Below are 24,329 nucleotides of genomic sequence, written 5' to 3'. Positions count from 1 at the left end.
GTCCTGGCGGCCAAGAGCCTGAGCGATATTGGCCGCCATATCGGGTTCGTCCTCAACCAGCAAAATCCGCACGGCCCGCCTCCTGTGTTCCTGTATGGCTTGCGTCGCGGACATTGCCGTAATGTTGCGGATTCTGCGGGTAGAGCGCTTTGTCTTGCCACATGCGCCCGCGATGGCAGGCATCTCAACAGTGTAAGCCTAGAACGTGGTCGGGCCAACGCAGTGCTTGCTACGCTCAGCTCCTTGTCGCCAAGCATCGTGGGTCTTTGTAATGTTCCTGCAACGTGATCCAGCGCTTTTCACGGTCGAACGCAGATATTCGCACTTCAGCAATTCCTGCATCACCTCAAAAAGGAACCCGACATTGCGCAGCTTGGCACTCTTGACGACCTTGATGCTTGCGACAACAGCCAATCATACCGTGGCGGCTGATTTCGATACGTTCGGCGCCGCGGAGGCGCAACTCGTCGCGCCGGTTGCCGATGCCAAGTTCATATTCGAGTTCGAATTGGGCGCTGGGGGCGAATTTGCCCCGGCTTACGAGGGCGCATCCAACTATGAGTGGGGCATCAGCCCGATCTTCGGTGTAGACCGACTGCTCATTCCTGGCATCATCGATATCGGCGGGGACGATCAAGCAGGCTTTTCCTTCTCGCCAGCGATCGATATAACTGGCGCCCGCAAAAGCGCCGACCATAGCGAGCTCACGGGGTTAAACGACGTTGAAGCTACATACGCTGTGGGCGCCCAGATTGGCTACGATGTTCAGGTGACCGAACAGCTCGTCGCCGGCGTTTATGGGGAACTGCTGTACGGGTTTGGCGGAAGTCATGGCCTTCTTGGCTCGGTCGGTGCGGAACTTGCCGCCGAGCTCACACCCCAGCTTGAGATCACCGGGGGAATTTCAGCCAATTTTGCCAACGAGAACTACATGGATGCTTATTTCGGCGTGTCGGCGCCGGAATCGGCTCTCACCGGGGGTCGCTATGCGGCGCATGACCCATCCGCCGGAATGAAGTCCTTCAGCGTGGATCTTTCCGCGCGATACGAATTTGTTGCGGACACCTTCCTCAACCTGAGCGGTTCCTATTCGCAACTGACCGGCGGCGCTGCGTCGTCTCCGATCTCGATAGCCGACAATGATGGACAATTCACCGTCGGACTTGGCATTTCGCGCAAGTTCGGTATCGCCTACTAGCAAAAAAGAACCGAGCGGCTCGGGATCACCCCCCCTTGTTCCGACGAGATGGTAGCCGAGTTAAAAAAGGGCTGGTGAGCGTATTGGTTAGTCTCAACCTCCCATGTGAGCGACTCCTTTGCGCGGTTGACGAGGAGCCGACTGGCGGCGGGCGACCTGACGCTTGCGGCCGTGGGTGGCGGACGCTTGATCACTGTGTCGAAACCGTCTGCGCACGGCCGGAACATGCAATGTAGTGGCAATGTGGATGGCCCAGTCTAAGCCAATTGAAGAGGCGACGTCCTCTTCCCCGAGGTCGTAGGCACAAGAGCAATCCCCCCATGAGGGCTGGCTCTTCAATCCTGCATCCTTCGGCATGGAAAGGACACCAGATGCGTGACCTCGTACATTCGAGCATGCCTGACACGTCTAAGAAGCGGCGTACGAACAAAAGTCTTCTGTCAACGAGCGGCACTGTCGCCCGGCAGACCATATTCTGGCTGCTGACAGTCGGGATCGCCGTCGCGTCCTGGCGCTGGGTGCTTGGCGGGGTCGCCGTCACCATGGAGCAGGTTCAATATCACGCCGAGCTGCGTCCTATTGCCTTGTACACGCACATTATCCTGGCGCCGGTTGCCCTCATCCTGGTTCCTTTTCAGCTCTGGCAGAGCCTTCGGAAATCGCGCCCCATGATCCATCGCCTGGTGGGTCGGGCCTATGGCATCACGATCTTGTTCGCAGGTCTTAGCGGCCTCTGGTTGGCCGCGGGGACGGATGCAGGCATTTACGCGGTTTGGGGTTTTGGATTGTTGGCCGTTGCCTGGCTGAGCACAACCGGGATGGGCATCGCTCTGGCCATAAAGGGTGACTATGCCGGCCACCGGCGCTGGATCATTCGTTCTGTCGCGGTGACTTTGTCCGCGGTGACACTGCGTCTCTATATCATCCCGACCGAGGTGTTGGACTTCGGCAATGCAACCACCTACCAAGCCATCTCCTGGTTGTGCTGGGTACCCAATCTGATCGCCGCTGAGCTGTATCTGCGCTGCCCGCAAATCGGGAAAAAATTCCAGAGGAGCTCGGCGGCTTGACCGAACAGCGACCTGTAGTTGCGTTGGCCCTGGAGTATAGCATCCGGGGCCTTCGTGTATCTACAGGACTGTAACTCTGCAGTCTTCGTGGCAGGTCGACAGGGGATCGTGCTTCCGAATTTACAGTGCTCGTTGCCATGAATCGAGATTAAGAAATTCTTATCTTGCAACGTGGGCGCAATACAGCCGGAACAATTTGGCTATGTTCAACAAAGGAACACGCCATGCAACCACGCTACTTACTGACCCTTGCCATTCTTCTGGCCCCGCCACCAGCACCATTCGCTGTTGAATCTAAGACCCTAGATAGAGGAGTTGCAGACCAGGCGGCCCCCAGCCTACTTCCCGATCTTAGCGAAATGGGCATCGAGGTGGATCGTGCACCGGACTGGGGACCGGCGCTCAGAGACGATGCCGTGCACCCAATCGGAACCCGCTTTTCCACCGCTGCTGCGAACCACGCTGCGGAGCGCGTGAACGGCGAGGCGGCATCTGCATCGTCCGCCCTGCCGCGCACCACCGATGTCCTCCGGTCGCCCCGCCGCGACGCCGAGGCGCTCGGCACGCCCGGCGCTGCAATCATCGACAAGCTTCGCGATCACGCAACAGCCCGCGCCGGGGTTGCCCATGAGTGAGTTGCTGCCCTGGGCCAAATCCGAGCGCCAACCTCCCGCATTCCGTCGCCTGGGCCAATCACAGGCAGGCAGCGCAGCACGGCTCATAGGCCGTGGCGCCAAGCTGCTGGTCATGTCGGTACAACCGAGTTCCAAGATGTGCCCGATCACGGTCGTGCTTGCTCTGCTCCTGGCGCCGGCCACGTCCTCAGTTGCTTTGGCTGGTGACAACCTGGCGGGGGGCGAAGTCCTGAAAGAAGATCCTATCTTATCTTCCCGGAGCGCCTGGCCGAGCAGTGCATCGAGAACAGCACACGCCAGGACGACCACCATGCGATCCGTGTCGATCGCGTATATGTCAACGGCAATCACTATGTGGTGCTGGTCGAGGAAAGCTCATTGCGGCCGCTCGACGATGCGGCAATCCTCGAGCCGGCTGATGCCGGCTAGGCAGGCCGCCAAGGCGGTTTCGGCCGCCTTGGTCCAACGCCACTTAGGCTTTTCGGGCGCGCGGCTGAGCTGAAGCCATCAAATGGGAACAGATTGGCACGACTGTCGGATCAAGCTTGTGCACGAGGTGCATCCAAGTCGAGCCCGGAAGAAGGGCAGTTTGGCGCTTGGACAGCCACTACGTTGCCCGGTCAGGTCGCCGCCAACAGCTCTGCTCGCGGTCGGACGTGGGCAGTGGCCACTTGAAAACGGCAGGCATCCGGCTCGTGCAAGCCCGAGTGCCCGCCTTCAAAGCGGCCCTAACCGCCGGTTCTCGGCAACTGCCCGGACTCTGGCTCCATGCACAAGCTCGCGACTGGCGCCACGATCTCGTAGATTACGCCGCTGGGACGGAAGTCGATCCTCGTTGTCGCTCGTAGCTCTAGCTGGACAAGCTCTCCGAGTATACGTGAGCCAAATCCACTTCGGACTGGAAAGACCACCACCGGGCCACCGGCTTCGATCCAGCAAAAGCGCAGCATCAGGGTATCCTGCTGCTCAATAGTCCAGAACACCTCGACCGATCCGCCGGACGCCGAAAGAGCGCCGTATTTGGTGGAATTGGTCGCAAGCTCATGGAGGGCCAGCGACAGAGTTGAAACAACTTTGGGGCTGAGCAAGACGTGAGGGCCGGCCGTATGGATGTTGTCCGACTGAAACGGCAAGACGCTTTTCTCGACGACGTCAGCCAGATCCGCGCAACGCCAACCGACGTCGGGAATAAGATCCTGAGCGCTGGCCAAGGCTTGCAGTCTACCCATGGAGCGAGCCTGAGCATCCTGCAGGGAAACGGCTGTTCTTATCGACTGAGCGACAACTGCTTGTGCGAGCGCGAAAAAGTTTTTTGCCCGGTGTCTGGCTTCGCTTGATAGCAGCTTTCGATGCTCGTCGGCTTCGCGACGGGCGGTGATATCGAGCAAGACCCCGGTGATGATGGGCGCGGTCTTGATCAAGGCGCCACTGACCTTTCCCCTGAGCTCAATCCAGCGAACCTGGTGCAAAGGGGTTTGCAGTTTTCAGCGGTCGCCGCCGGGATTGGGGACCATTTGAAACCGGCGACCGGGCTCGTATGTTCTACGGCTGACCGCTTGGGCGAGTTGCTGACCGGGCGAAGGGTGTCCTTATCGAGCATGACGACGTAGCGCTCGCCATTGTCCTTGATCGCGTCGACACGAATGGAGTCGCCCCACGCTTCGACGTGCTCCGCATCGATCCCACGGCTGTGCAACGTCGAAGTAAGATCCAGGACAGTCCTTCCATGAACCTCGCGGTCGGAGAGAAGGGATTCTGCTGCATTTGCGGAAGCAGTGGCCAGGAAGATTGCTGCAGCGGCAGTGATGAACTTGGTGTGCATAGGATGTTCCTTTCTGTTTTTAACATCCCCATCATCTCGCTCGAGCATTGCATCCAGATTGCGTGATTTCCACTTTCGCATTATCCGTGAAATTCTTTCCGGAGGGCGTTTGGGTGCTAACGCTGCACGGACTTCAGCATCATGACTAGCCCACTGCCACAGTTGAAACTGTTTCCCAGAGGTGAGACGCTGTTGCAGTCACTGGGCGATCAACTGCGAACGGTGCAGCCAAGTGTCGTTTATCAGCTGATCTACTACAAAGCAGGCGAGGTGATCACGCGGTATGTGGCCGCCGCGATAGCCGGACAGGTCTTCGAACAAGAGCGGACTCCGTTCCCGTTCCGGCCTTTTCAGGGAGATAAGCGCAGATGCGTCCGCTTCGGTAGCCTTTCACCCAAGAACAGACAGCAGCTTCCCACCCCCAAAGAGACATAAGTGGAAGCTCAACCAAGCGGCAGAAAGGGGGCCGTCTGCTGACTGTCCGGTTCTGGCCGAGAAACTGAGAAAGCCGACGTTCGGTCAACGACCCCGTTCAGCCATTTGAGCCAATCAAGTCACAGGCTGAAGCCGACAGAAATCGGCGCGTGCTACAGCGACCATGCATCAATCATGCACCAAACTATCCTCAGGCATGGCCCGCTTTAGCCGGACGAAACCAAAGCCGGTGCCGGCTTGCCGGATATCACCATCGGCTGAATGACCGAAACGGCCCGCTCGGTGAAGGTCATGGTTGTCCCGGCCGGGCTGGCGACGAACTCCACCACAACCAGCGATGAAGAGATGGCGATACCATCGGTTCGCATCGTATAGGCGTACACGATCCGCCGGCGGCAGGATTTCCAGGAATGTTTCCAGCACTCCAAGCTGCGCGCTCGCTGCTGGCATCATCGAATTGCGAATGGCCCGTGTGAGTTCTCATCGGCCGTGATTGGCGGAGAGAGAGAAACGTGGAAGGACAATACTCTCAGGGGCCGTCGAGAAGACTAGCTGCTTCGGGAAGCTTGAGCGAGAAAGCAGACCTTCCGTAACCCGTGACTGTACCGAAGCCGACGCGGAGGGCCACGCGTGACAAAACCTGCGAAAAGCACAAAAGGGCACTGCTGGTCACGATCCACGCAGGCTTGCGCCGAAGGTAATACTTACGTTCAGCACGCTATTCTCGACTCGCCGGGCGCCCATGTGGCAGGTATTCCCTTAGTAAGGGGTACGAGGGGGGCGTATGATCAGTCGCGGTTCGGAGTGGCATCGTTGGGAGCCGCATATTCACGCCCCTGGCACCATCCTCAACAACCAGTTCGGGGCGGTTGACCCTTGGGGCGCCTATCTTAGCTCGCTCGAAGGGCTGACGCCGAAGGTCGAGGCGGTTGCTGTCACCGACTATTACGTCACAGACACCTACGAGGAGTTCCTCACGCACAAGGCTTCCGGCCGCTTGCCCGGCGTGAAGCTGGTCTTCCCTAACGTTGAGTTGCGCCTAGATGTGGCGGCGAAGTCGGGCTTCGTAAACGTCCACCTTCTCGTCAGCCCAGAAGATCCCGATCACCTCTCAGAGGTGAAGCGTATCCTCAAGCGCCTGCAATTCCATGCGTTCAACGACCGCTTCGATTGTACCCGTGAGGAGCTGATCAAGCTCGGAAAGCGCGCCGACCAGTCGATCACCGACGACGGCGCGGCCCTCCGGCACGGAGCGACGCAGTTCAAGGTCAACTTCGATCAACTGCGCAAGGTCATCGGCGAAAGCGAATGGGCGACCAAGAACATCCTCATCGCGGTCGCCGGCGCGACCGGAGACGGCGCGTCCGGCGTCCGGCAAGCCGCCGACGCCACGGTGCGGCAGGAGATCGAGAAGTTCGCGCATATCATCTTTTCAAGCAGCCAAGCGCAGCGCGAGTTCTGGATCGGCCAGCGCGGCGTGACGATCGAGGAACTGCGCGATCGATATGACGGGTGCAAGCCCTGCCTGCATGGCAGCGACTCCCATGACCAGAAATCCGTGGGTCAGCCCGTCGATAACCGCTTTTCATGGATCAAGGGCGCGCTGGAGTTCGACGCTCTCCGGCAAGCCTGCATAGATCCTGAAGGTCGCGCCTATGTCGGCGAGCAGCCGCCGCGCTCGGCAATGCCGTCTCAGGTCATCTCGCATGTCAGGATCGACGACGCCGATTGGGCAACCACACCGGACATCCCGCTTAACCCGGGCCTTGTCGCCATCGTCGGCGCACGGGGCTCAGGAAAGACCGCGCTCGCCGACGTCATCGCCGCAGGCTGCGATGCGATCACCCCCACCGGATGGGACGCCGATGAAAACATCAGCCCATCGTTCCTGGCACGTGCGCGCCGGCTGATCGGCGACGCGACGACGACCCTGACCTGGGGAGGCGGCGCGACCGTCACTCGCGCGCTCGATGGTAGCGACGCCAACGGCCATATGTCCTTTCCGCGCGCCAGGTATCTGTCCCAGCAGTTCGTCGAGGAGCTTTGCTCGGCCAAAGGTGTCTCGGACGGCCTGGTCGACGAGATCGAGCGGGTGATCTACGAATCGCATTCGCCCGACGATCGTGAATGGGCACTCGACTTCGCCGAGCTGCGCGAGCAGCAGACCTCGCGCTTTCAGCAAGCGCGCGAGCGTGAGGCCCACGCGATCGCGGACATCTCGGATCGCATCGCCACGGAGTTCGAGAAGGAGAGCCTCGTCGCCTCGCTGACCAAGCAGGTCGAGGAGAAGAGGAAGCTGATCGCCGACTATACCTCCGATCGCGCCAGGCTAGTCGTCAGGGGCACCGAAGCCCAAGTCGCCCGGCATACGCAGCTCAGCGAAGCCGCTCAAAAGCTCCGCAGCGCCATCCAGAATTTCGGGAACCAGCGCCGAACCTTCGTCGCCCTGCAGGACGAGGTCCGTTCCATGCGGGCAACCGGCTCGCCGGAGATGCTGCGGCAGGCGCAGGCGCGTCACACCAATAGCGGTCTCAATGCTGCCCAGTGGGACGAATTCCTGCTGACCTACAAGGGCGACGTCGACAAGAGCCTTGTAGCCTATGTGAGCTGGGCGGATGGCGAGATCCGCAAGCTCCAAGGCGTCCCGCCGCCGCCCGGCGACCCCAATGTCGCGCTGATCGCCGATACCGCCGAAATCTCGAACCTCCCGCTGGCGCCAATCGCTGCCGAGATGACGCGGCTGGAGGCGTTGTTCAGTGCTGACAAGCTGGTGCGCGATCAATACACGGCACTCACCAACCGCATCGCGCAGGAGAACTCCGCGCTACAGACGTTGCAAACCCGCCTCACAGATGCGGAGGGAGCCGCGACGCGACGCAAGGATCTGCAGAGCGAGCGGGACGACACTTACGGCCGCGTATTCGAGGCGATCATTAGTGAGCAAGATGCGCTCGCGGGGCTTTATGCGCCCCTTATGGCGCGCCTTGCTGCCTCCTCGGGGACGCTGAAGAAACTCAGCTTCTCAGTCCGCCGGATCGCCGACGTCCAGGCTTGGGGCGCCTTCGCGGAAGAAGAGCTTCTCGATCGACGCAAGACCGGCCCCTTCTATGGGCGCGGTTCGCTAATCGCCGCGGCCACCGAGGCGCTCAAGTCGGCGTGGGAGACCGGATCGGCTGCCGAGGTCCAGGCCGTTATGACGGCCTTCATGACAAAATACCTGCGAGATCTGCTGTCCCATGCACCTTACGTGCCGACGCAGCAGGCCGAATTTCGGGCTTGGTCGAAGCAGTTCGCGCACTGGCTTTTCGGCACCGACCATATCACTGTCCAATACGAGATCGCCTATGACGGCGTCGACATCCGCAAGCTCTCGCCCGGTACGCGCGGCATCGTGCTGCTGCTGCTCTATCTGGCGCTTGACGATTCCGACGACCGACCGCTGATCATCGACCAGCCCGAAGAGAATCTCGATCCGAAGTCCGTCTTCGACGAGTTGGTCGCGCTCTTCATTGCCGCGAAGGCGAAGCGCCAGGTGATCATGGTCACCCACAACGCGAACCTAGTGATCAACACCGACGCGGATCAGATCATCGTCGCTGAAGCAGGACCGCATCCCTTAGGCGGTCTGCCGCCGATCAGCTATGTGGCGGGCGGGCTCGAAAACGCTGCAATCCGCAAGGCCGTCTGCCACATCCTCGAAGGTGGCGAAGCCGCATTCCGCGAGAGAGCCCGCCGACTTCGCGTGCGGCTCGATCGATAGGACCGCGATATGCTTTCACCTAAATCCGTCGCGATCGATGCCGAACAGCCTGCTGGCCGGCTTTACGAGCGTGGCTGGTCGTTACACAGCAGCGCGGGCTCAAATCCCGACGACATCGTCCGCGCGCTGGTCGAGCTTGGCGAGCACCTTGGCACCCGGGTCCCTGGCCGCGCTGGTTTGCTCGAAGAGGTCGTTGAGCCGCTTGCCGCCGCGGATGCGCATCCACGATCCCTGAGCGCGCTCTACGGCGTGAGCGCTTTGCCCTTCCACACCGAACTCAGCCATCGCCCAAGACCGTGCCGCTACCTCCTTCTCGGGTGCGTCGACCCGGGATCACCGGCCGCGGCGACGATGCTTCTCGATTGGCGGACGCTAGGCTTTTCTCAGGACGAGCTTGCTCTTCTTGAAGAGACACCCGTCCTCGTTCGCACCGGTCGGCGATCCTTCTACTCGACCATCCTGGCCCCCGGCGGAGCGTTCTTGCGGTACGATCCTGGTTGCCTTGAAGCCATGGACGATCGCGGCCGAAGAGCCATGCAGCTCATCGATGACCGGGTCGCAGCAGCTCCATTCGACGCCCATCATTGGCGCCAAGGCGACATCATCATCATCGACAACTGGCGCGTCCTGCATGGGCGCAGCCCGTCGGACCACGGGTCCGGCCGACGCCTTGCGAGGATCCTCATCGATGCCTGAGAACGTCTTCATCGCCATCGACGGCGACGCGTTGCATGCCAAGTCGAAGGTCTAAATCGCCCGTGCCCTCGCGCGGAAAGGCGGCAGCGATCTCGACGAGTATCAGCTCTGGGCATCGCTCGCTCTCGAGCTGCTAGGCAAGGCTGCGCTTGCCCGCAAGCACCCGAGTCTCGTGGTAGATCCGACGCATTGGCAGTCGATGTTCGTGGCCGCCGGTGTGAACGTCACCACAGACGTCAAGACGATCACGGCGAAGACCCTGTTCGAGCGGCTCGCGCACCTCGTCCCACGGTTCGACAAGACGGTCCAGAAATTCTGTCAGGACATCGCCGAGCGCCGAAACGCAGAGCTGCACTCGGCCGACCTTCCGTTCCGGACCATGCGCCTCGACGCCTGGGAGGCGCGATACTGGCATGCCTGCGACACGATCCTCCACCAGATGGGATCGTCCTTGGAGCAATGGCTCGGTGCGGCCGATGCGAAGGCGCCCCGCCAATTGCTCGACGAGGCCGCCAACGCCGTTGAAGCTGCTGTCAAACTCCGCGTCGAAGCCGCCAAAGAGCACTTCGAGGGGCTAAAGAAGCCCGAGCGGGAGCGCTTGGCCGCCGAGGCCGAACTGCGCGAGCCGCAGCAACAGGTAGGACTTTTCAAGGGTCGCTACGACGAGATCTGGGTCGAGAGCTGCCCAGCCTGCAAATGTCGCGCTTTCATGACCGGCGAGCAGTCCGGCGAGGACATCAGCGAGGACCGCGACGAATACGCGATCTGGGAGGTCGTCGACCGCGAGTTCCTCGGTGAGGAATTCCGCTGCCCGACATGCGACCTAACGCTCATGGGAAGCAACGAAATCGATGCCTCCGGCCTCAGCTACATCCATGAGGACCAGCAAGAGCGGGAAATGGAATACGAGCCGGACTACGGCAATGACTCAAACCGGGCCGCCACGGACGGGGACCTTCGCATGCAGCCCGTCATGATATCGCATTTCCGGGTCGTCCGGAGCCCCGAGCGAGCGCAGTGCATCCGGAGAGGTCGAAAATTTTTGATGTCTCACGACACAGTGCGAAGCTCAGATCCTCTTCATCAGGATCTCGGTCGTCCCGCAGGTTTTTAAAGCAGCAGCCCAAGCAGTTCGATCTTGTTCATAAGCATTCTCCTTGATGCACATACCCTTTACCGGCGCGACGCGCAGGGCAGGCTCAGAGCAATCGGCATATGGAGAATGTTGAATGGCTGAAGGGGACCGCCACTTTGCCCCTATGAGAGCCTCGTCATCTATCAAACGGCCAGTCCGATCTCCAAGCTGGTCAACCGCTTTTTAGTCGTCCGACTAAACTCTCCCAAGATCCATACTTGGCGCTTTCGGCGATCGGTAAAGGGGGGTGTCGCCAGTGGAGCGATATACCCAAGGACTAAGATGATGTGGAAGATTACTACGCCGTCGGATCTTTATGGCTGGACTCGTGACATGGACGGGGAGATCGATGATGCCGCGAACGAGGTGATGCACCTAATGCAAGGGCTGTTCAGCAATGATGAGTGGTCGCTGTGCGTGTTGCATATGCTCGACGCTGACAGGCATCTCACCGCCGAGAAAACCACAACAGGCATTCACCTGCCCGAGCTCGAACGCCGGTACAAAGTGAAAGTCAATATGACCTTGCCGCAGAAAGCCTTCGAGCGCTTGGGCGAGGGTAGCGGCTTAGCATTCTCATGGCGCTAAGTTTGAAAGTGTAGCGCAGCAGCACAGGGAAGGCGCATGGTGTGCGCCTTCCCTCAACGGCAGCGCTGTCGCCGGCCAAGCAAATCCAACCCGTCAGTCACCTGTCGGACAACGCGTGCCTACGGCCCACTAACGCGAACCGCCGTCCGCTGATCTAGATGGACGATTAGCCGTGAGAAAGGTGTCAGCTGACAAAGGAGAACCATCAGCTGGCGGAGGCGGTTAGGCGCTGTCCATCGAGCAGGTCAGCCCACCATTGCATCATCCGTACACGCTCATCCCAGTAGGTGGATCGATTGTAGATCCTTCTGACCTCTCTCGAGTCAAGGTGGGCCAGCTGCGCCTCGATAGCATCGGGGCTAAATTGTCCCGACCCGTTTAGAATCGTACTGGCCGACGCTCTAAACCCATGTGCGGTGTGCTCATCACTGCCCACTCCCATGCGCCTGAGCGCGGAGTTCATGGAGTTTTCTGACAGCACCTTCTTGCCAGACATCATGGAAGGAAAGACCTGCTGCTGAGTACCGGCTATCTCGCGCATTTGCGCGATGACCCCGACAGCTTGCGTGGAAAGCGGAACGTGATGCTCTCGACGCATTTTGGCTTTTGCGGCCGGGATCGTCCAAATGGCCTTGTCGAGATCGAGCTCTGACCACTCCATGGTTCGCGTCTCACCCGGACGAGCGAAACAAAGAGCCTGTATCTTCAGTGCGGCGACAAGGGACGGCCAACCTTCATATCCGTAGATAGCGCGCATGAGCCCACCAAGTTCAGCGTGGCTGGTCAGCGCGGCATGACTCGTCGGCACGTGCCGTTGCAAAGCACCACGAAGTGCAGACGTGGGGTCAGTTTCGGCGCGCGCAGTGGCGATTGCATAGCGGAAAACTCTACCTATGGCCGCACGCGTAGCAAGCGCGCTTTCCACTCGGCCGCTTCGCTCAATGTTGGTAAGAACCGCCAGAACGTCTTTGGGCGCAACTTGGGTGATAGGAAAGGCGGCCAATTTGGAAGCTAAGGTTTGCAGCATCCACTGGTTCTTCGTGACGGTCGCCTCAGCTCGTTGATCACGGCGCATCTTGTCGATGTACTCTTCAGCGAGGACGCCAAAGGTGTTGCCTGCTGCCGCCTTTGAATCTAGCTGCGCCCGCCTTTTTGCAAGCGAGGGATCGATGTGCTCAGCAAGCATCCTCTTTGCTTCGTCCCGTTTTCCCCTAGCTTGAGCAAGTGTCACCAGTGGGTATGCGCCGAACGTAATAGTCTTCCTCTTGTCAGCAAATCGATAGTCGAGCCGCCATGACTTGCTGCCGGTAGCGCTTACATAAAGGTATAGGCCCTCACTATCCGGCAGCTTGCGTGGTCTTTCACCCGCCTTAACATTGCGAATCTGGGTGTCGGTAAGGGGCATGACGGTATTAGCTTTGCGACAGGTGCGCCGATACCGTCAAAAATACCGCAAAAACTACTGGCTGTCATCGGACCTTATTGCACAGCCCCACACGCGCGCGAGGGAGAATCCCCCTAAAACTGTGGGGTTGGTGTACGTTTTTGGATTTTGATGGATGGGTCGCTGGAGCGGGTGAAGGGAATCGAACCCTCGTCGTAAGCTTGGGAAGCTTCTGCTCTACCATTGAGCTACACCCGCACGGGTTTCTAGATGCGCGAAACCTCCCGAGCCGTCAAGCGATTCCGCCCGCCTTAACCGTCAAACCTCCCGGCGGGGGAACCGCGCGGCAGTGGCGGCGTTGCTTGAGCACCATCTCTTTGGAGCACAGCGTCATGGGTATTATCTGGACCATCATCATCGGTTTCGTCGCCGGCATCATCGCCAAGTTTATCATGCCGGGCAACAATGAGCCTTCGGGCTTTATCCTCACCACTATCCTCGGCATTGTTGGTGCCTTTGTCGCGACCTTCCTTGGTCAGGCGCTCGGCTGGTACAGCGCCGATGAAGGTGCAGGCTTTATAGGCGCAATCGTCGGCGCAGTGATCGTGCTGGCAATCTGGGGCTTTATCGCCCGTCGCCGCTAAGCGGCACCTGAAGGAGAAGCAAAATGAAACGTGGCCCTTCCATGATGGCCCTGTTGGGCTTGCTGGCGGTAGCCGGCTATCAAAACCGCGATAAACTCGGCGAACTTCTCGGCAACGCCGGTCGGCAGGGAGGGCTAGGGGGGCAGGGCGGTCAGGGTGGTCTTGGCGAAACCGGCCAAACCGGCGCCCAAGGCGGCGGCCTGGGCAATTTGGGCGGCATGCTCGGTGGCCTGCTGGGCGGGGGCGCCGCAGCAGGCGGTCTGGGTGGCATGCTGAGCGGCGGTCTCGGCGATCTGATGGATAGCTTCAACCAGTCGGGACGGGGCAACAAGGCTCAAAGCTGGGTTGGACCCGGCAACAACGAGCCGCTCGACACCAGCGATCTGGAAGAAACGCTGGGCGAGGACACAATCACCTCGCTCACCCAGCAAACCGGGCTTTCCCGCACCGAATTGCTGCAGCGCCTGAGCCAGACCTTGCCTGAAGCCGTCAACCACTTCACGCCTGACGGCCACATTCCCACCGAGGAAGAGGCTGCGCGCCTGATCACCTGAGGCAACTTAGCCACAGGTCTGCACTTCAAGCCCTTTCCGGTTACGGATAGGGCTTGAAGTGTTTCGACAGCTTGAGCGTCTGCGCCTGGTAGTTCGAGTTGAGCTCGGAGCCGTACAGGCGCTCTGGGCGCTCCGCCAGGCGTTCATAAACCAGCCGGCCAATGGTCTGCCGATGGCCCAAGAGAAATGGCACTTCCCGGCTGCGCACTTCAAGTACGGCGCGGCTGCCGGTTCCACCTGCGGGCGAATGGCCAAAGCCGGGGTCGAAGAATCCCGCATAGTGCACACGGAATTCCCCCACCAGCGGATCAAACGGCACCATTTCGGCTGCATGGGTGGGGGGCACATGCACGGCTTCGTCGCTGACCAGGATATAGAATTCGTCGGGATCAAGGATCAGCTCATCGCTGCCGCGATTGTAGAGCGGGTCCCAAAAATCGAGCACGTCGAGCGCGCCCTTGCGATCCACATCCACCACTGCCGTATGCCGTTTGGACCGGAAGCCAACCAACCCGTTGCGCCCCTCGCCCTTGAGGTCGATGGACAACGCCACCCCGTCACCCACCGGATGATCGCCGCCAAACACCAACTTTTCAAGGCCGTGCAGTTGCACATGCTCGGCCTGGGACAGCCGCGAGTCACCCACCCGAAAGCGCATCTGCGACAACCGCGAGCCGCTGCGCACCAGAATGGGGAAGGTGCGCGGGCTCACTTCGAGATAGAGCGGGCCTTGATAGCCCGCCGGCATCTGGTCAAAGCCGCGCGCCCGGTCCCCGATCACGCGCGTGAACACATCGAGCCGACCGGTCGAGCTCTTGGGGTTGGTTGAAGCGCTTACGCTTGGCGGCAAGGCCAGGCTTTCCTGCAGCGGCACGAGATAAACGCAGCCGCGCTCCAGCACCGCCCCGCCCGAAAGGTCGATCTCATGCAGCTTGAGCGCATCGATCCGCTCGGCCACCGAATGATCCGGGCCCGGCAAAAAGCTTGAGCGCACCCGATAAGCCACCGCTCCCAACCGCAGATCAAGGCTTGCCGGCTGCACCTGGTCGGCATCGAAGGCCCGCTCGGTCCTGATGGCGCCTTGCGCATGCAAGGCCTCGATCAGCCGGGCTGGAAACACCCCCGATGGCCAGTCGCCCTGCTTGTCCATGCGCTTCTCCAAGTTCGCCGCAACCCCTAGCAACAATTGACGGCGGCGAGCAATTGCCTTTAGATGCGCGAAGTGGTGATTTGGCCGGCCGATTGCAGCCACTTAAAATAAGTCGCTAAAGGACCGTTTCACACCGGCCGCTTTCCTGCGCGCCGGTTTTTTGTTGAGATCACCATGTCCAAGACCGAAAATCCGCTATTCGATCCTGCGCGTAGGGCCCCCGAAACGCAGCTGGTCCATGGTGGCACTGAACGCTCGCCGGCGGGCGAAACCTCCGAGGCCCTGTATTTGAACTCGGGCTATGTTTATCCCAGTTCGGGCGCAGCCGAAGCGCGCTTCAAGGGTGACGATCCCGGCTATATCTATTCGCGCTTTTCCAATCCCACCGTCGAAATGTTCCAGAACCGTATCGCGCTGCTGGAAGGGGCCGAGGCGGCGCGCGGCACGGCAACGGGCATGGCTGCCGTGACCTTGGCGCTAATGAGCCAGCTGCGCGCGGGCGATCACGTCGTATCGGCGCGCGCCCTGTTCGGCTCCTGCCGCTATGTCGTGGAAGACTATTTGCCGCGCTGGGGCGTCAGCTCCACCTTGGTTGATGGCCGCGACCCCAACAATTTTGCCGCCGCCATGCAGCCCAATACCAAAGCGGTGTTTCTCGAAACGCCCACCAACCCCACGCTCGAGCTGGTCGACATTGCCGCCGTTGCCGATATTGCGCACGCCCATGGCGCCGTGCTGATCGTCGACAATGTCTTTGCCACCCCCATCAACCAGTCGCCCCTGGCCCTGGGTGCCGACCTCGTCGTTTATTCCGCCACCAAGCATATCGATGGCCAGGGCCGCGTTATGGGTGGCGCCATTCTGGGCAGCCAAGAGCGGATCGGGGGCGATATCCATACTTTTATCCGCCAGACCGGCCCATCCATGAGCCCGTTCAACGCCTGGACGCTGCTTAAAGGACTGGAAACCCTGCCGATCCGGGTGCGCCAGTCCAATGCCTCGGCTGCGGCCATTGCCAATGCGCTGAGCGATCACCCCAAGATCAGCCGGGTGCTTTATCCGCACCATCCCGATCATCCCCAATACGAACTCGGCATGCGTCAGATGCGCGCTGGCTCCACCCTTGTCGCCTTCGAAGTCGAGGGCGGCCAGGAAGCGGCATTCCGCATGGCCGATGCATTGGCGGTGATCCTGATTTCCAACAATCTGGGTGACGCCAAGTCGATCATTACCCATCCGCGCACCACCACTCACCAGCGCTTGTCCGAAGAGGTCAAGCTTGAATCGGGGATCACCCCCGGCCTGCTGCGTCTTTCCGTGGGGCTAGAAGCAACTGAGGATCTGCTGGCCGATCTGCTTTACGGACTGGATCAGGTCTAGATGCGCGCCCCCGCGTTTCTGCGCCTGATCGTCCTGTTGGCGAGTGCGCTGGGTGGCGTAGCGTTGGCACAGGCGCAGCCCTTGCCTTATCACGCCGATCCCAGCGCACGGGAAATCGCGCCTAGCCTCGCGCAGGTGCCGGCAATCCGCTTTCTCACCACGGCGGACTTCCCGCCGTTCAACTTCCGTGACGCCAGCGGCGAACTGATCGGCTTCAACATCGATCTGGCTCGGCGCATCTGCACCCAGGTCGATACCGCCTGCACCATCCAGGCTTGGCCCTGGGATCAGGCTGCCAATGCCTTGGCCGACAATCAGGGCGACGCCTTGATCGCAGGCCTCGCGCTTTCGCCCGAGAACGGCCAGCGTTTTGATTATTCCACCACTTACTTGGCCCTGCCAGGGCGCTTTGTGACCCGAGCCGCCGATATCGAGCAGTTCGATCCGGCCCAGCTTGCGGGCAAGACGGTGGCGGTGCGCCGCGGCAGCGCCCACGAAACCTTCATGACCCGCTACCTGCCGGGCGCCACCATCCAGGGCTTTGACAGCGAAGCGGCTGCCCTTGCCGCGGTAGCCGAGGGCACCGTCGACGCCTATTTCGGCGACGGCATGCGCGCATCCTTCTGGCTCAACGAAAATCTCAGCTGTTGCGGCTTTGCCGGCCCGGCCTATTTCCGGCAGGCCCTCTTCGGGGAAGGCTTGGCTATTGCCGTGCCGGCCGGCAATGATGCCATCCGCCACGCCATCGATTGGGCGCTGGTGGAGCTCAAGGAAAGCGGTGCGCTCGACGAGCTTTATCTGCGCTGGTTCCCGGTCGGGTTTTATTGAAGAAGCGGCGCCAGCCGCCATCCCAGTATTTGAGGTCGATGAGCACGCGCCGGCTAACCGGCGCGCTCAGCACATGCAGGCGCAACACGAACGGCACCTCGCCCATGAACAGGGCCGTCGCGCGATGATTGCCGTCCAGCAGCAGCAAACGCCCCGCACCCAGATCATAAGCCGGTGCGTCAACGGTGATCGGACCCGCCTCTTGGGCAAAGCGATCGCGATAAGCGATAAAGGCTTGCCGGTTGGCCACCGGGAACTCACCCAGCCGCGCCGCAATATTGCCGATGCGCATCGGCAGCGCGAACGGGTTCTTCATCGACACCTCCACCTGCCGCTGCGTGGCGCGGTAGGCGGTGAACACGTCGCCAAGAGCCGCCCGGTCGGTGATCTCCTGCACCTCGACTGTCGCTGTTCCCGGCACAATCCGCTCATAATGCAAGCGCAGCTGAATGCCGGGAAACCGCTCGGCAAAGCCCGCAAGAGCATCGGGCCGCGTTGCTGCGTCTTCAGAAATCATTAACGAAACGGCCTTTTTCCTTGTCTCTGCGCGGGCGACCCTAGGCAGTTGGCGGGCGGGCGGCAAGCGCCAGCACAATTGACGCAAGGGGCAGGGGATGCAACACACGCTCAAACCTCCTCCGAAAGGCCTGTTGCATTGTCGCCCGCTCCGCTGCCCGAACTCGATCCTGCGTTTTTCGACGCTGCCCAAACCGCCCGCGCCTGGCCGTTTGAGGAAGCCCGCAAGCTCGTCGCGCGGCTCGAAAAAACCGGGAAGAAAGAAGCCCTGTTCGAAACCGGCTATGGTCCCTCGGGCCTGCCCCATATCGGCACGTTCGGCGAAGTGGCCCGTACCACCATGGTGCGCACGGCCTTTCGCCTGCTCACCCGCGACCAGGTGCCCACGCGGCTCCTCTGCTTCTCCGATGACATGGACGGCATGCGCAAGATCCCGGAAACTGTCCCCTCCAAGGAGGCGATGGAGCCGCATCTGCAAAAGCCGCTGACCTCCGTGCCGGACCCGTGGACCAACGAGCACAACAGCTTCGGCGACCACAACAACGCCATGCTCCGGCGTTTCCTCGACACGTTCGGCTTCGACTACGAGTTCGCCAGCGCTACCGACTACTACAAGTCCGGCCGCTTCGACACGGTGCTGCGTCTCGCCGCCGAACGCTACGATGACATCATGGCGGTGATGCTGCCGACCCTAGGTGCCGAGCGGCAGGCAACCTACTCGCCCTTTTTGCCGATCTCGCCCATCTCCGGCCGCGTGCTCTACGTGCCGATGAAGGAGGTCAATGCCAAGGACGGAACTGTCACCTTCACCGACGAAGATGGACGCGACACCACGGTTCCGGTCACCGGCGGCCACGTAAAGCTGCAGTGGAAGCCCGATTTCGGCATGCGCTGGGCTGCCTTGGGCGTCGATTTCGAGATGTTCGGCAAGGATCATCAAACCAACCAGCACATCTACGACAAGATCTGCGCCATTCTCGGCGGCACCCCACCCGAGCACTATGTCTACGAGCTCTTTCTCGATTCCGAGGGCCAGAAGATCTCCAAGTCCAAGGGCAACGGGCTCACCATCGATGAATGGCTGACCTATGCCTCGACCGAGAGTCTGGGGCTCTACATGTTCCTCAAGCCCCGTGTCGCCAAGCGCCTGCACTTCGACGTCATTCCGCGCCAGGTCGACGACTATTACTCCCATGTCGCCGCCTATCAGGAACAGGACGCGGCTGCCCGGCTCGAGAACCCGGCCTTCCACGTCCACTACGGCGACGTGCCGAACCCCGACGTACCGCTCAGCTTTGCGCTGCTGCTCAACTTGGTCGCGACCGCCAATGCCCAGGACACCAAGGTGATGTGGGGCTTTATCTCGCGCTACATCCCCGGCGCGAGCCCCGTGACCCATCCCGAGCTCGACAAGCTCGCCGGCTATGCGGTGCGCTACTTCAACGACCGCGTTAAGCCGTTCAAGACCTACCGCGCGCCTACCGATCACGAGCGCGCCGCGCTTGAGGACCTGCGCACCCAGCTCGAGGCCTATGCCGGCTCGACCGATGCCGAGGCGCTGCAGAACCTGGTCTACGAAATCGGCAAGGCCCACAAGTTCGAGCCGCTGCGCGACTGGTTCAAGGCCATCTACCAGGTGCTGCTCGGCGAGGATCAGGGCCCGCGCTTCGGCTCCTTCATCGCCCTTTACGGCGTGGGGGAAACGCGCAGGCTCATCGAGGACGCCCTCGAAGGCAAGCTGCTGAACTCAACCGCCGTCTGACCTGCGCGGGGCGATATTCGTCCTTCACATCCCGCTGTCACCCCGGCCCTGGGCCAGGGGGCCATCAGCATCGGGGCTGCCTTATTGGCTGGCCCAAATGATCCGCGCGATCCATTCAATATCGGCGGTGTTGATCAAGCGCGGCTCATAAGCGGGATTGACCGAATGCAGCTCGATCTGCTTGGCCGTTTGCCGCGCGAGGATCTTGGCCATTACTTCGCCATCGCGCGTCTTGACCACGACCCGGTCGCCCCGCCGGACCTGCTCGGTGGGTGACACCACGATCCGGTCGCCTTCGCGATACAGCGGCTCCATGGAGTCGCCCTGCACCTCAAGCGCATAGATCCCCGCTTCTCCGGGGGTAGGGAGGGCGATCTCCTCCCAGCCTTGCCCGGCCGGAAAACCGGCGCTGTCGAAAAAGCCGCCCGAACCCGCCTGCGCCAAACCCAGCAGGGGCACGGTGGGCGCCGACCCGCGCTCGGGCATCTGCATAAAAGCCCCGGTGCCGGCGAGAAATGTATCGAAACCCTCGCCCGTCGCTTCGAGGATCTTGGCCAGGCTTTCCGTCGAGGGCCAGCGCTCCCGCCCGTCCTTGCTCACGCGCTTGGATACGTTGAACGCCGTGGCATCGAGACCCGCAAGCTTGGCCAGCGCCGAAACCGACAGCCGTTGCCGCCGCGCTAGGGCGTCAATTCCATCCCAAACGGCTCGATGTGACAACATGGGCGGGCAACTCACAGCAGCAAGGAAACTTGTCTCGCCTAGGCAATTAGTCCTATTTTTCTACACATCTTCCCGCCCCCTGTAAAGCGCCACGCTTGCCCCATCCGCAAAGTGGTGATTAGGGTCGCGCCATGACCACGCCCGCTCTCATCTACAAGATCGCCACCGAGGCCGCGTTCGCGCCTTATCGTGCCGCGCCTGCATTTCCCGGCATGCCGATCGACGCTGCCGATGGCTACATGCATTTTTCCACCGCCGCGCAACTGCCCGAAACCCTGCGCCTCCACTTCGCCGGGCAGTCTGACCTGGTGCTGCTAGCGGTGCGCACAGCCGATCTGGCGCAACTGCTCGTCTGGGAGCCTTCGCGCGGGGGGCAGCTCTTCCCCCATCTTTATGCTGATCTGCCGACAACGGCCATCGTCTGGGAGGCGCCGCTTGCTGTTGCGGCTGACGGCACCTGCACCTTGCCCGAGGCCGTGCAATGATCTTCTCGGCTCTTTCACCATTGCTGCGTCTCGCGCCGGTTCAGGAGCTGACGCGCGACGCCTTGCTCAAGCTCGATGCGGAAACCGCCCACCTCGCCACGATCAAGGCGCTGCGGCTGGGTCTTGGCCCCGAACAGGCCCAGGCTGATCCGCCCGAGCTACGCACCACTTTGTGCGGGCTTGAGTTAAGCAATCCCGTGGGCATGGCGGCCGGCTTTGACAAGAATGCCGAAGTGGCACGTCCCCTGGCCCTGATGGGCTTTGGCATGGTCGAGATCGGCACCGTCACCCCGCGTCCGCAAGCGGGCAATCCCAAGCCACGTCTGTTCCGCCTGCCCGAGGGCGAGGGCGTTATCAACCGCATGGGCTTCAACAATGAAGGCCACCAAGCGGTTTTTGCCCGCCTCAAGGACGCCCGCGTTCCTGCCGCCCTTGGCATCAATATCGGCGCCAACAAGGACAGCCCCGATTTCGTCGCCGATTACGTCTTGGGTGTGCAGCGCTTTGCCGATCTCGCCGATTACCTGACCGTCAATATCTCCTCGCCCAACACGCCCGGCCTGCGTGATCTGCAAAGCGATGAGGCCCTGCGTCGTCTCCTGGGTGAAGTGCTGCAGGCCCGCGCCAAGAGCTGCACCCGGGTGCCAGTGTTCCTCAAGATCGCGCCGGACCTTGACGAAGCCGCGCTAGATGCCATTGCCAAGGTAGTGCTGGCCACCGATCTCGATGGCCTGATCGTCTCCAACACAACCCTGAGCCGTGACCCCGTGCAGGGCCAGCCCAATGCCACCGAAGCCGGCGGGCTTTCGGGCAAGCCCCTCTTCAACCGCGCCACGCAATGCCTTGCGCGCACGCGCCAGCGCGTGGGTGATCTGCCGATCATCGGGGTGGGCGGCATCCATTCGCCGCAAACCGCGCTGGCCAAGTTCGAAGCGGGCGCGAACGCTATCCAGCTTTATTCCGCCCTGGTGTTCGGCGGCCTTGATCTGCTCAATCAGATCAAGCAGGGCCTCCTCGCTGCCGTGCGGGCCCAGGGCAAAACCAATATCAGGGAGCTCGTCGGCACCCGTGTCGAGCACTGGGCTAGCGACGCCACCACCCCCTAGGCGGCGAACAAGCCGGTCTTGCGGCGCTCCAGCGCCCACCAGTAAATCGCTCCGCGCGCCAAAAACCAGCAATGGAGCGCGGCCCACAATCCCAAATTGCCCCACAAGGGCTGCAGCACGGCGACTGCGGCCAAAAACACCACCAGCGACGCTACCATGCCATTGCGCATCAGCACATTGAGCGTCGTGCCCACCAGAATGCCGTCAAACACCACGGCCGGCATGAAGGTGACGGCGCAGAGCGCCGCCACGGGCAGGTAGAGCAGGGCATGCTGCTGCACTTCCGCATTGGTCGTCATGAGGCCAATGATCCAGGGCCCGCCGGCGAACCAGGCCAGGCCCAGCCCTGCCGCGAGCATGAAACCCCAGGCAAAGCTGAGCCGATAAGCCTGATCAAAGGCCGGCCGCCAATTGGCGCCCAGTGCTTTGCCGCTCAATTGCTCGGCCGCCTGCGCGATGCCATCCAGAAAATACCCGGCCACCATGAGGAGATTCAGCAACAAGGCATTGCCCGATAGCGCCACCTCGCCCATGCGCGTGCCCTGCGCGGCAAACCACGCATAGGCGCCCATCAGCGCCATGGACCGGATCATCAGATCCCGGCTCAGGCCGAACATGCGCTTGAGACCCTTCGGATCGAGCAGCTCGGCCAGTGGCACAAGGTGAGCGATCCGGCCCAAGCCGCCGAAATGGCGTACCAGCAGCCCCAGTCCAAGCAGGGCCGCGACCGCTTGGCCGATCACCGTGGCCCAGGCCGCGCCCGGCACGCCCCAGCCCAAGCCATGCACGAACCAGATGCTGAGTACGATATCGATGCCATGGAGCAGCATTTGCAGCATCATGCCGGTGGTGGCCTGCGCCCGGCCGTAAAACCACCCCAGCAGCGCATAGTTCAACAGCGCAAAGGGCGCCGCCCAGATGCGAACGGCAAAATACTCGCCCATTGCAGCGGATACTCCCGCTTCGGGGGCAAGCAAGCGATTGCTCAGCCACAAGATTGGTCCGGCGAAGGCGATCATCGCGATGCCGATCAGCACCGCGAGCATGATGGCCCGGCTGGCATGCACCAGCCCACCATTGGCCTCACGCGCGCCAACCGCCTGGGCGGTCAACCCGGCCGTGCCGATGCGCAGGAAATAAGCCAAGGAAAACAGCACATCGAACAGCAGTGCGGCCAGAACCAGCCCGCCCAGCAGGCTCGCATCGCCCAGCCGCCCGATTACCGTTATATCAACCAGCCCCACAATGGGCTCGGTGATAAAGGCCAGGCTCGCGGGCAGGGCGATTTTCCACACATCACCATGCCGCACCACGAATGGATATTGCGGCCGCAGCGGCGTGGTCGTGGTCATCGATCAACTCGGGGGAAAAGCAGGGGAGGGGCAACAGCCCCCAGCTTATAACGGCATTTCGCAGCGCTGCCAGTGGCTGTTCAGCACAGTTTCAGCTTTCGGTATCGAGTTCGATGATCACATCGGCGCGGTCGCGCGACTCCCAAACCAGGTCATAATTGGGCAGGTCATTGCGCGCTATATGGGCGCGATTGCGCTCCTCGGTGAACAGCCCTTCGGCTGCGTGGCGCCGCAGCAAACGCTGTTCCACCCGTTCACGCGGCACGTTGATGAAGACGCAATAGTCGAGCAGCGACTTGACGCCGGCCCATGGCCCCTGCGTCAGCAGCAGGTAGTTACCCTCGACAATCAGCACCCGCACTTCCGGGCCAATTGCGAAGGCATCCTCCACCACATCCTCGATCTTGCGCGAATAACCGGGTCCGCTGATCGTCTCCGTGGCCCTTTTGAGCTGGTGGAGGAAATCCACAAAGGCTTCCCCCTCAAAAGTGTGCGGCGCACCCTTGCGCTCGGTCTGTCCCAGCGCTTCGAGCTTGGCATGGCGCATGTGAAACCCGTCCATGGGCACAAGGGCCGCAATCCCGGGATGGGTTGCGTTGATCATGGTCACGAGTTCTGCCGCCAGCGTCGATTTGCCGACGCCGGGGCCCCCGGTGATCCCCACCGCGATGCGGGCATGCTTCTGGCTCATCAGCTCGAGAATATGGGGCACCAACCGCCCCAGCGCCTCGCCCGGGGTGAGATGGAGCGTCGCGGTCATCGGCGCTTGCCCGTCAAGCGCAGCAGCAGCCAGATTGGGATCACCAGTGCTGCGCCCGTCAGCACATAATTGAGCGTGGTCCGCGCCACCCCGGCACTGTCGCGCAGCGTTTCGCGGACCAGTTCAACGGCACCCCGGAAGATCTCGGTGGCATCAACCCCGAATACCGACATGAAAAAGCCTGCCACCAGCGATAACAGGATCAACCGCAGGATCACGCCACCGGGACGGCCGCCCATGAAGCGCTCCAGCCAGGAGCGGTGATCAACCAATTCATCGCGATCCTCGATCATGCCGCCAACCTCGCTTCTGTGCCGCCTCGTCACCATATAGGCTGTTTGCATCT

The 24,329-nt window shown here is 61.4% G+C and carries 25 protein-coding genes, 1 tRNA gene and 1 riboswitch; of the genes, 14 read left to right on the top strand and 12 right to left on the bottom strand.

The window, feature by feature from the left end; translation table 11 throughout:
* Window positions 1-271: 271 nt before the first annotated feature.
* The 3 genes from AC3YMN_RS15735 to AC3YMN_RS15725 all read left to right on the top strand — a co-directional run bounded on the left by AC3YMN_RS15735 (window position 272) and on the right by AC3YMN_RS15725 (window position 2,903).
* Complete coding sequence (locus AC3YMN_RS15735; protein WP_489890716.1) at window positions 272-1,198, top strand: MipA/OmpV family protein; 927 nt, start codon at window positions 272-274, stop codon at window positions 1,196-1,198.
* A 371-nt stretch (window positions 1,199-1,569) separates the two neighbouring features.
* Window positions 1,570-2,268, top strand: a complete 699-nt coding sequence (locus AC3YMN_RS15730; protein WP_489890715.1) for a DUF2306 domain-containing protein — start codon at window positions 1,570-1,572, stop codon at window positions 2,266-2,268.
* 416 nt (window positions 2,269-2,684) lie between these two features.
* Window positions 2,685-2,903 carry a hypothetical protein gene (locus AC3YMN_RS15725; RefSeq protein ID WP_489890714.1) on the top strand — a complete coding sequence of 73 codons (219 nt, stop codon included), beginning with the start codon at window positions 2,685-2,687 and terminating at the stop codon, window positions 2,901-2,903.
* Window positions 2,904-3,631: 728 nt separating this feature from the next.
* Here the strand turns inward: AC3YMN_RS15725 and AC3YMN_RS15720 are convergent.
* From AC3YMN_RS15720 to AC3YMN_RS15705, 4 genes are all read right to left on the bottom strand, one after another.
* Window positions 3,632-4,324: a sensor histidine kinase gene (locus AC3YMN_RS15720; RefSeq protein WP_489890713.1), complete on the bottom strand. Its 693-nt coding sequence runs from the start codon at window positions 4,322-4,324 to the stop codon at window positions 3,632-3,634.
* Window positions 4,321-4,725 carry a hypothetical protein gene (locus AC3YMN_RS15715; protein WP_489890712.1) on the bottom strand — a complete coding sequence of 135 codons (405 nt, stop codon included), beginning with the start codon at window positions 4,723-4,725 and terminating at the stop codon, window positions 4,321-4,323. The genes AC3YMN_RS15720 and AC3YMN_RS15715 overlap by 4 nt, the downstream gene beginning before the upstream one ends.
* 198 nt (window positions 4,726-4,923) lie before the next feature.
* Entirely contained in the window at window positions 4,924-5,046 is a 123-nt protein-coding gene (locus AC3YMN_RS15710) for a hypothetical protein (protein WP_489890711.1), read from the bottom strand.
* Between the two features lie 320 nt (window positions 5,047-5,366).
* Window positions 5,367-5,528, bottom strand: a complete 162-nt coding sequence (locus AC3YMN_RS15705; RefSeq protein ID WP_489890710.1) for a hypothetical protein — start codon at window positions 5,526-5,528, stop codon at window positions 5,367-5,369.
* A gap of 416 nt (window positions 5,529-5,944) precedes the next feature.
* Here AC3YMN_RS15705 and AC3YMN_RS15700 point away from each other — a divergent pair, with 416 nt between their 5' ends.
* The 4 genes from AC3YMN_RS15700 to AC3YMN_RS15685 all read left to right on the top strand — a co-directional run bounded on the left by AC3YMN_RS15700 (window position 5,945) and on the right by AC3YMN_RS15685 (window position 11,339).
* Window positions 5,945-8,920: a TrlF family AAA-like ATPase gene (locus AC3YMN_RS15700; RefSeq protein ID WP_489890709.1), complete on the top strand. Its 2,976-nt coding sequence runs from the start codon at window positions 5,945-5,947 to the stop codon at window positions 8,918-8,920.
* 9 nt (window positions 8,921-8,929) lie between these two features.
* Window positions 8,930-9,616 carry a TauD/TfdA family dioxygenase gene (locus AC3YMN_RS15695; RefSeq protein WP_489890708.1) on the top strand — a complete coding sequence of 229 codons (687 nt, stop codon included), beginning with the start codon at window positions 8,930-8,932 and terminating at the stop codon, window positions 9,614-9,616.
* A 199-nt stretch (window positions 9,617-9,815) separates the two neighbouring features.
* Window positions 9,816-10,730: a hypothetical protein gene (locus AC3YMN_RS15690; RefSeq protein ID WP_489890707.1), complete on the top strand. Its 915-nt coding sequence runs from the start codon at window positions 9,816-9,818 to the stop codon at window positions 10,728-10,730.
* A 306-nt stretch (window positions 10,731-11,036) separates the two neighbouring features.
* Window positions 11,037-11,339, top strand: a complete 303-nt coding sequence (locus AC3YMN_RS15685) for a hypothetical protein (RefSeq protein WP_489890706.1) — start codon at window positions 11,037-11,039, stop codon at window positions 11,337-11,339.
* A 205-nt stretch (window positions 11,340-11,544) separates the two neighbouring features.
* Here the strand turns inward: AC3YMN_RS15685 and AC3YMN_RS15680 are convergent, their stop codons facing one another.
* Window positions 11,545-12,744 carry a tyrosine-type recombinase/integrase gene (locus AC3YMN_RS15680; RefSeq protein WP_489890705.1) on the bottom strand — a complete coding sequence of 400 codons (1,200 nt, stop codon included), beginning with the start codon at window positions 12,742-12,744 and terminating at the stop codon, window positions 11,545-11,547.
* A gap of 163 nt (window positions 12,745-12,907) precedes the next feature.
* Window positions 12,908-12,981 (bottom strand) — tRNA-Gly (locus tag AC3YMN_RS15675).
* 134 nt (window positions 12,982-13,115) lie between these two features.
* Between AC3YMN_RS15675 and AC3YMN_RS15670 the strand changes: the two genes are divergently transcribed.
* Window positions 13,116-13,367 carry a GlsB/YeaQ/YmgE family stress response membrane protein gene (locus AC3YMN_RS15670; protein WP_172122452.1) on the top strand — a complete coding sequence of 84 codons (252 nt, stop codon included), beginning with the start codon at window positions 13,116-13,118 and terminating at the stop codon, window positions 13,365-13,367.
* Window positions 13,368-13,390: 23 nt separating this feature from the next.
* Window positions 13,391-13,921 (top strand): YidB family protein, encoded by a 531-nt coding sequence (locus AC3YMN_RS15665; protein ID WP_489890704.1) that lies wholly within the window; start codon window positions 13,391-13,393, stop codon window positions 13,919-13,921.
* A gap of 40 nt (window positions 13,922-13,961) precedes the next feature.
* Here the strand turns inward: AC3YMN_RS15665 and AC3YMN_RS15660 are convergent, their stop codons facing one another.
* Window positions 13,962-15,071, bottom strand: coding sequence for a 2'-deoxycytidine 5'-triphosphate deaminase (locus tag AC3YMN_RS15660; protein ID WP_489890703.1), 1,110 nt, complete (start codon window positions 15,069-15,071; stop codon window positions 13,962-13,964).
* Between the two features lie 62 nt (window positions 15,072-15,133).
* A riboswitch (SAM riboswitch) is annotated at window positions 15,134-15,210 on the top strand.
* 35 nt (window positions 15,211-15,245) lie between these two features.
* Between AC3YMN_RS15660 and metZ the strand changes: the two genes are divergently transcribed.
* Complete coding sequence (metZ, locus tag AC3YMN_RS15655) at window positions 15,246-16,451, top strand: O-succinylhomoserine sulfhydrylase (RefSeq protein ID WP_489890702.1); 1,206 nt, start codon at window positions 15,246-15,248, stop codon at window positions 16,449-16,451.
* Window positions 16,452-17,279, top strand: coding sequence for a transporter substrate-binding domain-containing protein (locus AC3YMN_RS15650; RefSeq protein WP_489890701.1), 828 nt, complete (start codon window positions 16,452-16,454; stop codon window positions 17,277-17,279).
* Here AC3YMN_RS15650 and AC3YMN_RS15645 read toward each other — a convergent pair.
* Window positions 17,218-17,796, bottom strand: a complete 579-nt coding sequence (locus AC3YMN_RS15645; RefSeq protein ID WP_489890700.1) for a hypothetical protein — start codon at window positions 17,794-17,796, stop codon at window positions 17,218-17,220. The genes AC3YMN_RS15650 and AC3YMN_RS15645 overlap by 62 nt on opposite strands.
* A gap of 138 nt (window positions 17,797-17,934) precedes the next feature.
* Here AC3YMN_RS15645 and AC3YMN_RS15640 point away from each other — a divergent pair, with 138 nt between their 5' ends.
* Entirely contained in the window at window positions 17,935-19,557 is a 1,623-nt protein-coding gene (locus AC3YMN_RS15640) for a lysine--tRNA ligase (RefSeq protein WP_489890699.1), read from the top strand.
* An 81-nt stretch (window positions 19,558-19,638) separates the two neighbouring features.
* On the opposite strand, the gene AC3YMN_RS15635 is transcribed toward AC3YMN_RS15640, so the two are convergent.
* Window positions 19,639-20,280: a S24 family peptidase gene (locus tag AC3YMN_RS15635; RefSeq protein ID WP_127752043.1), complete on the bottom strand. Its 642-nt coding sequence runs from the start codon at window positions 20,278-20,280 to the stop codon at window positions 19,639-19,641.
* Window positions 20,281-20,411: 131 nt separating this feature from the next.
* On the opposite strand from AC3YMN_RS15635, the gene AC3YMN_RS15630 reads away from it, so the two are divergent.
* Window positions 20,412-20,765: a DUF952 domain-containing protein gene (locus AC3YMN_RS15630; RefSeq protein ID WP_489890698.1), complete on the top strand. Its 354-nt coding sequence runs from the start codon at window positions 20,412-20,414 to the stop codon at window positions 20,763-20,765.
* Window positions 20,762-21,871: a quinone-dependent dihydroorotate dehydrogenase gene (locus AC3YMN_RS15625; RefSeq protein WP_489890697.1), complete on the top strand. Its 1,110-nt coding sequence runs from the start codon at window positions 20,762-20,764 to the stop codon at window positions 21,869-21,871. Before AC3YMN_RS15630 ends, AC3YMN_RS15625 begins: the two co-directional genes overlap by 4 nt.
* Here AC3YMN_RS15625 and AC3YMN_RS15620 read toward each other — a convergent pair.
* From AC3YMN_RS15620 to AC3YMN_RS15610, 3 genes are all read right to left on the bottom strand, one after another.
* Window positions 21,868-23,223: an MATE family efflux transporter gene (locus AC3YMN_RS15620; RefSeq protein ID WP_489890696.1), complete on the bottom strand. Its 1,356-nt coding sequence runs from the start codon at window positions 23,221-23,223 to the stop codon at window positions 21,868-21,870. The two genes, AC3YMN_RS15625 and AC3YMN_RS15620, sit on opposite strands and share 4 nt — an antisense overlap.
* A 91-nt stretch (window positions 23,224-23,314) precedes the next feature.
* Window positions 23,315-23,983: a nucleoside/nucleotide kinase family protein gene (locus tag AC3YMN_RS15615; RefSeq protein ID WP_127752047.1), complete on the bottom strand. Its 669-nt coding sequence runs from the start codon at window positions 23,981-23,983 to the stop codon at window positions 23,315-23,317.
* Window positions 23,980-24,327, bottom strand: coding sequence for a DUF6460 domain-containing protein (locus tag AC3YMN_RS15610; RefSeq protein ID WP_164854675.1), 348 nt, complete (start codon window positions 24,325-24,327; stop codon window positions 23,980-23,982). The genes AC3YMN_RS15615 and AC3YMN_RS15610 overlap by 4 nt, the downstream gene beginning before the upstream one ends.
* Window positions 24,328-24,329 lie beyond the last annotated feature (2 nt).

This window comes from Devosia sp. Z11_6 (assembly GCF_058133665.1).
This window is presented reverse-complemented; position numbering and strand designations above follow the sequence as displayed.

Coding starts and splice junctions, on each gene's coding strand:
- AC3YMN_RS15690 (WP_489890707.1), top strand. CDS start 9,816: ATGTTCGTGGCCGCCGGTGTGAACGTCACCACAGACGTCAAGACGATC.
- AC3YMN_RS15610 (WP_164854675.1), bottom strand. CDS start 24,327: ATGCAAACAGCCTATATGGTGACGAGGCGGCACAGAAGCGAGGTTGGC.
- AC3YMN_RS15700 (WP_489890709.1), top strand. CDS start 5,945: ATGATCAGTCGCGGTTCGGAGTGGCATCGTTGGGAGCCGCATATTCAC.
- AC3YMN_RS15650 (WP_489890701.1), top strand. CDS start 16,452: ATGCGCGCCCCCGCGTTTCTGCGCCTGATCGTCCTGTTGGCGAGTGCG.
- AC3YMN_RS15680 (WP_489890705.1), bottom strand. CDS start 12,744: ATGCCCCTTACCGACACCCAGATTCGCAATGTTAAGGCGGGTGAAAGA.
- AC3YMN_RS15635 (WP_127752043.1), bottom strand. CDS start 20,280: ATGTTGTCACATCGAGCCGTTTGGGATGGAATTGACGCCCTAGCGCGG.
- AC3YMN_RS15685 (WP_489890706.1), top strand. CDS start 11,037: ATGTGGAAGATTACTACGCCGTCGGATCTTTATGGCTGGACTCGTGAC.
- AC3YMN_RS15660 (WP_489890703.1), bottom strand. CDS start 15,071: ATGGACAAGCAGGGCGACTGGCCATCGGGGGTGTTTCCAGCCCGGCTG.
- AC3YMN_RS15620 (WP_489890696.1), bottom strand. CDS start 23,223: ATGACCACGACCACGCCGCTGCGGCCGCAATATCCATTCGTGGTGCGG.
- AC3YMN_RS15735 (WP_489890716.1), top strand. CDS start 272: ATGTTCCTGCAACGTGATCCAGCGCTTTTCACGGTCGAACGCAGATAT.
- AC3YMN_RS15625 (WP_489890697.1), top strand. CDS start 20,762: ATGATCTTCTCGGCTCTTTCACCATTGCTGCGTCTCGCGCCGGTTCAG.
- AC3YMN_RS15670 (WP_172122452.1), top strand. CDS start 13,116: ATGGGTATTATCTGGACCATCATCATCGGTTTCGTCGCCGGCATCATC.
- AC3YMN_RS15695 (WP_489890708.1), top strand. CDS start 8,930: ATGCTTTCACCTAAATCCGTCGCGATCGATGCCGAACAGCCTGCTGGC.
- AC3YMN_RS15645 (WP_489890700.1), bottom strand. CDS start 17,796: ATGATTTCTGAAGACGCAGCAACGCGGCCCGATGCTCTTGCGGGCTTT.
- AC3YMN_RS15665 (WP_489890704.1), top strand. CDS start 13,391: ATGAAACGTGGCCCTTCCATGATGGCCCTGTTGGGCTTGCTGGCGGTA.
- AC3YMN_RS15730 (WP_489890715.1), top strand. CDS start 1,570: ATGCGTGACCTCGTACATTCGAGCATGCCTGACACGTCTAAGAAGCGG.
- AC3YMN_RS15630 (WP_489890698.1), top strand. CDS start 20,412: ATGACCACGCCCGCTCTCATCTACAAGATCGCCACCGAGGCCGCGTTC.
- AC3YMN_RS15715 (WP_489890712.1), bottom strand. CDS start 4,725: ATGCACACCAAGTTCATCACTGCCGCTGCAGCAATCTTCCTGGCCACT.
- AC3YMN_RS15705 (WP_489890710.1), bottom strand. CDS start 5,528: ATGCGAACCGATGGTATCGCCATCTCTTCATCGCTGGTTGTGGTGGAG.
- metZ (WP_489890702.1), top strand. CDS start 15,246: ATGTCCAAGACCGAAAATCCGCTATTCGATCCTGCGCGTAGGGCCCCC.
- AC3YMN_RS15615 (WP_127752047.1), bottom strand. CDS start 23,983: ATGACCGCGACGCTCCATCTCACCCCGGGCGAGGCGCTGGGGCGGTTG.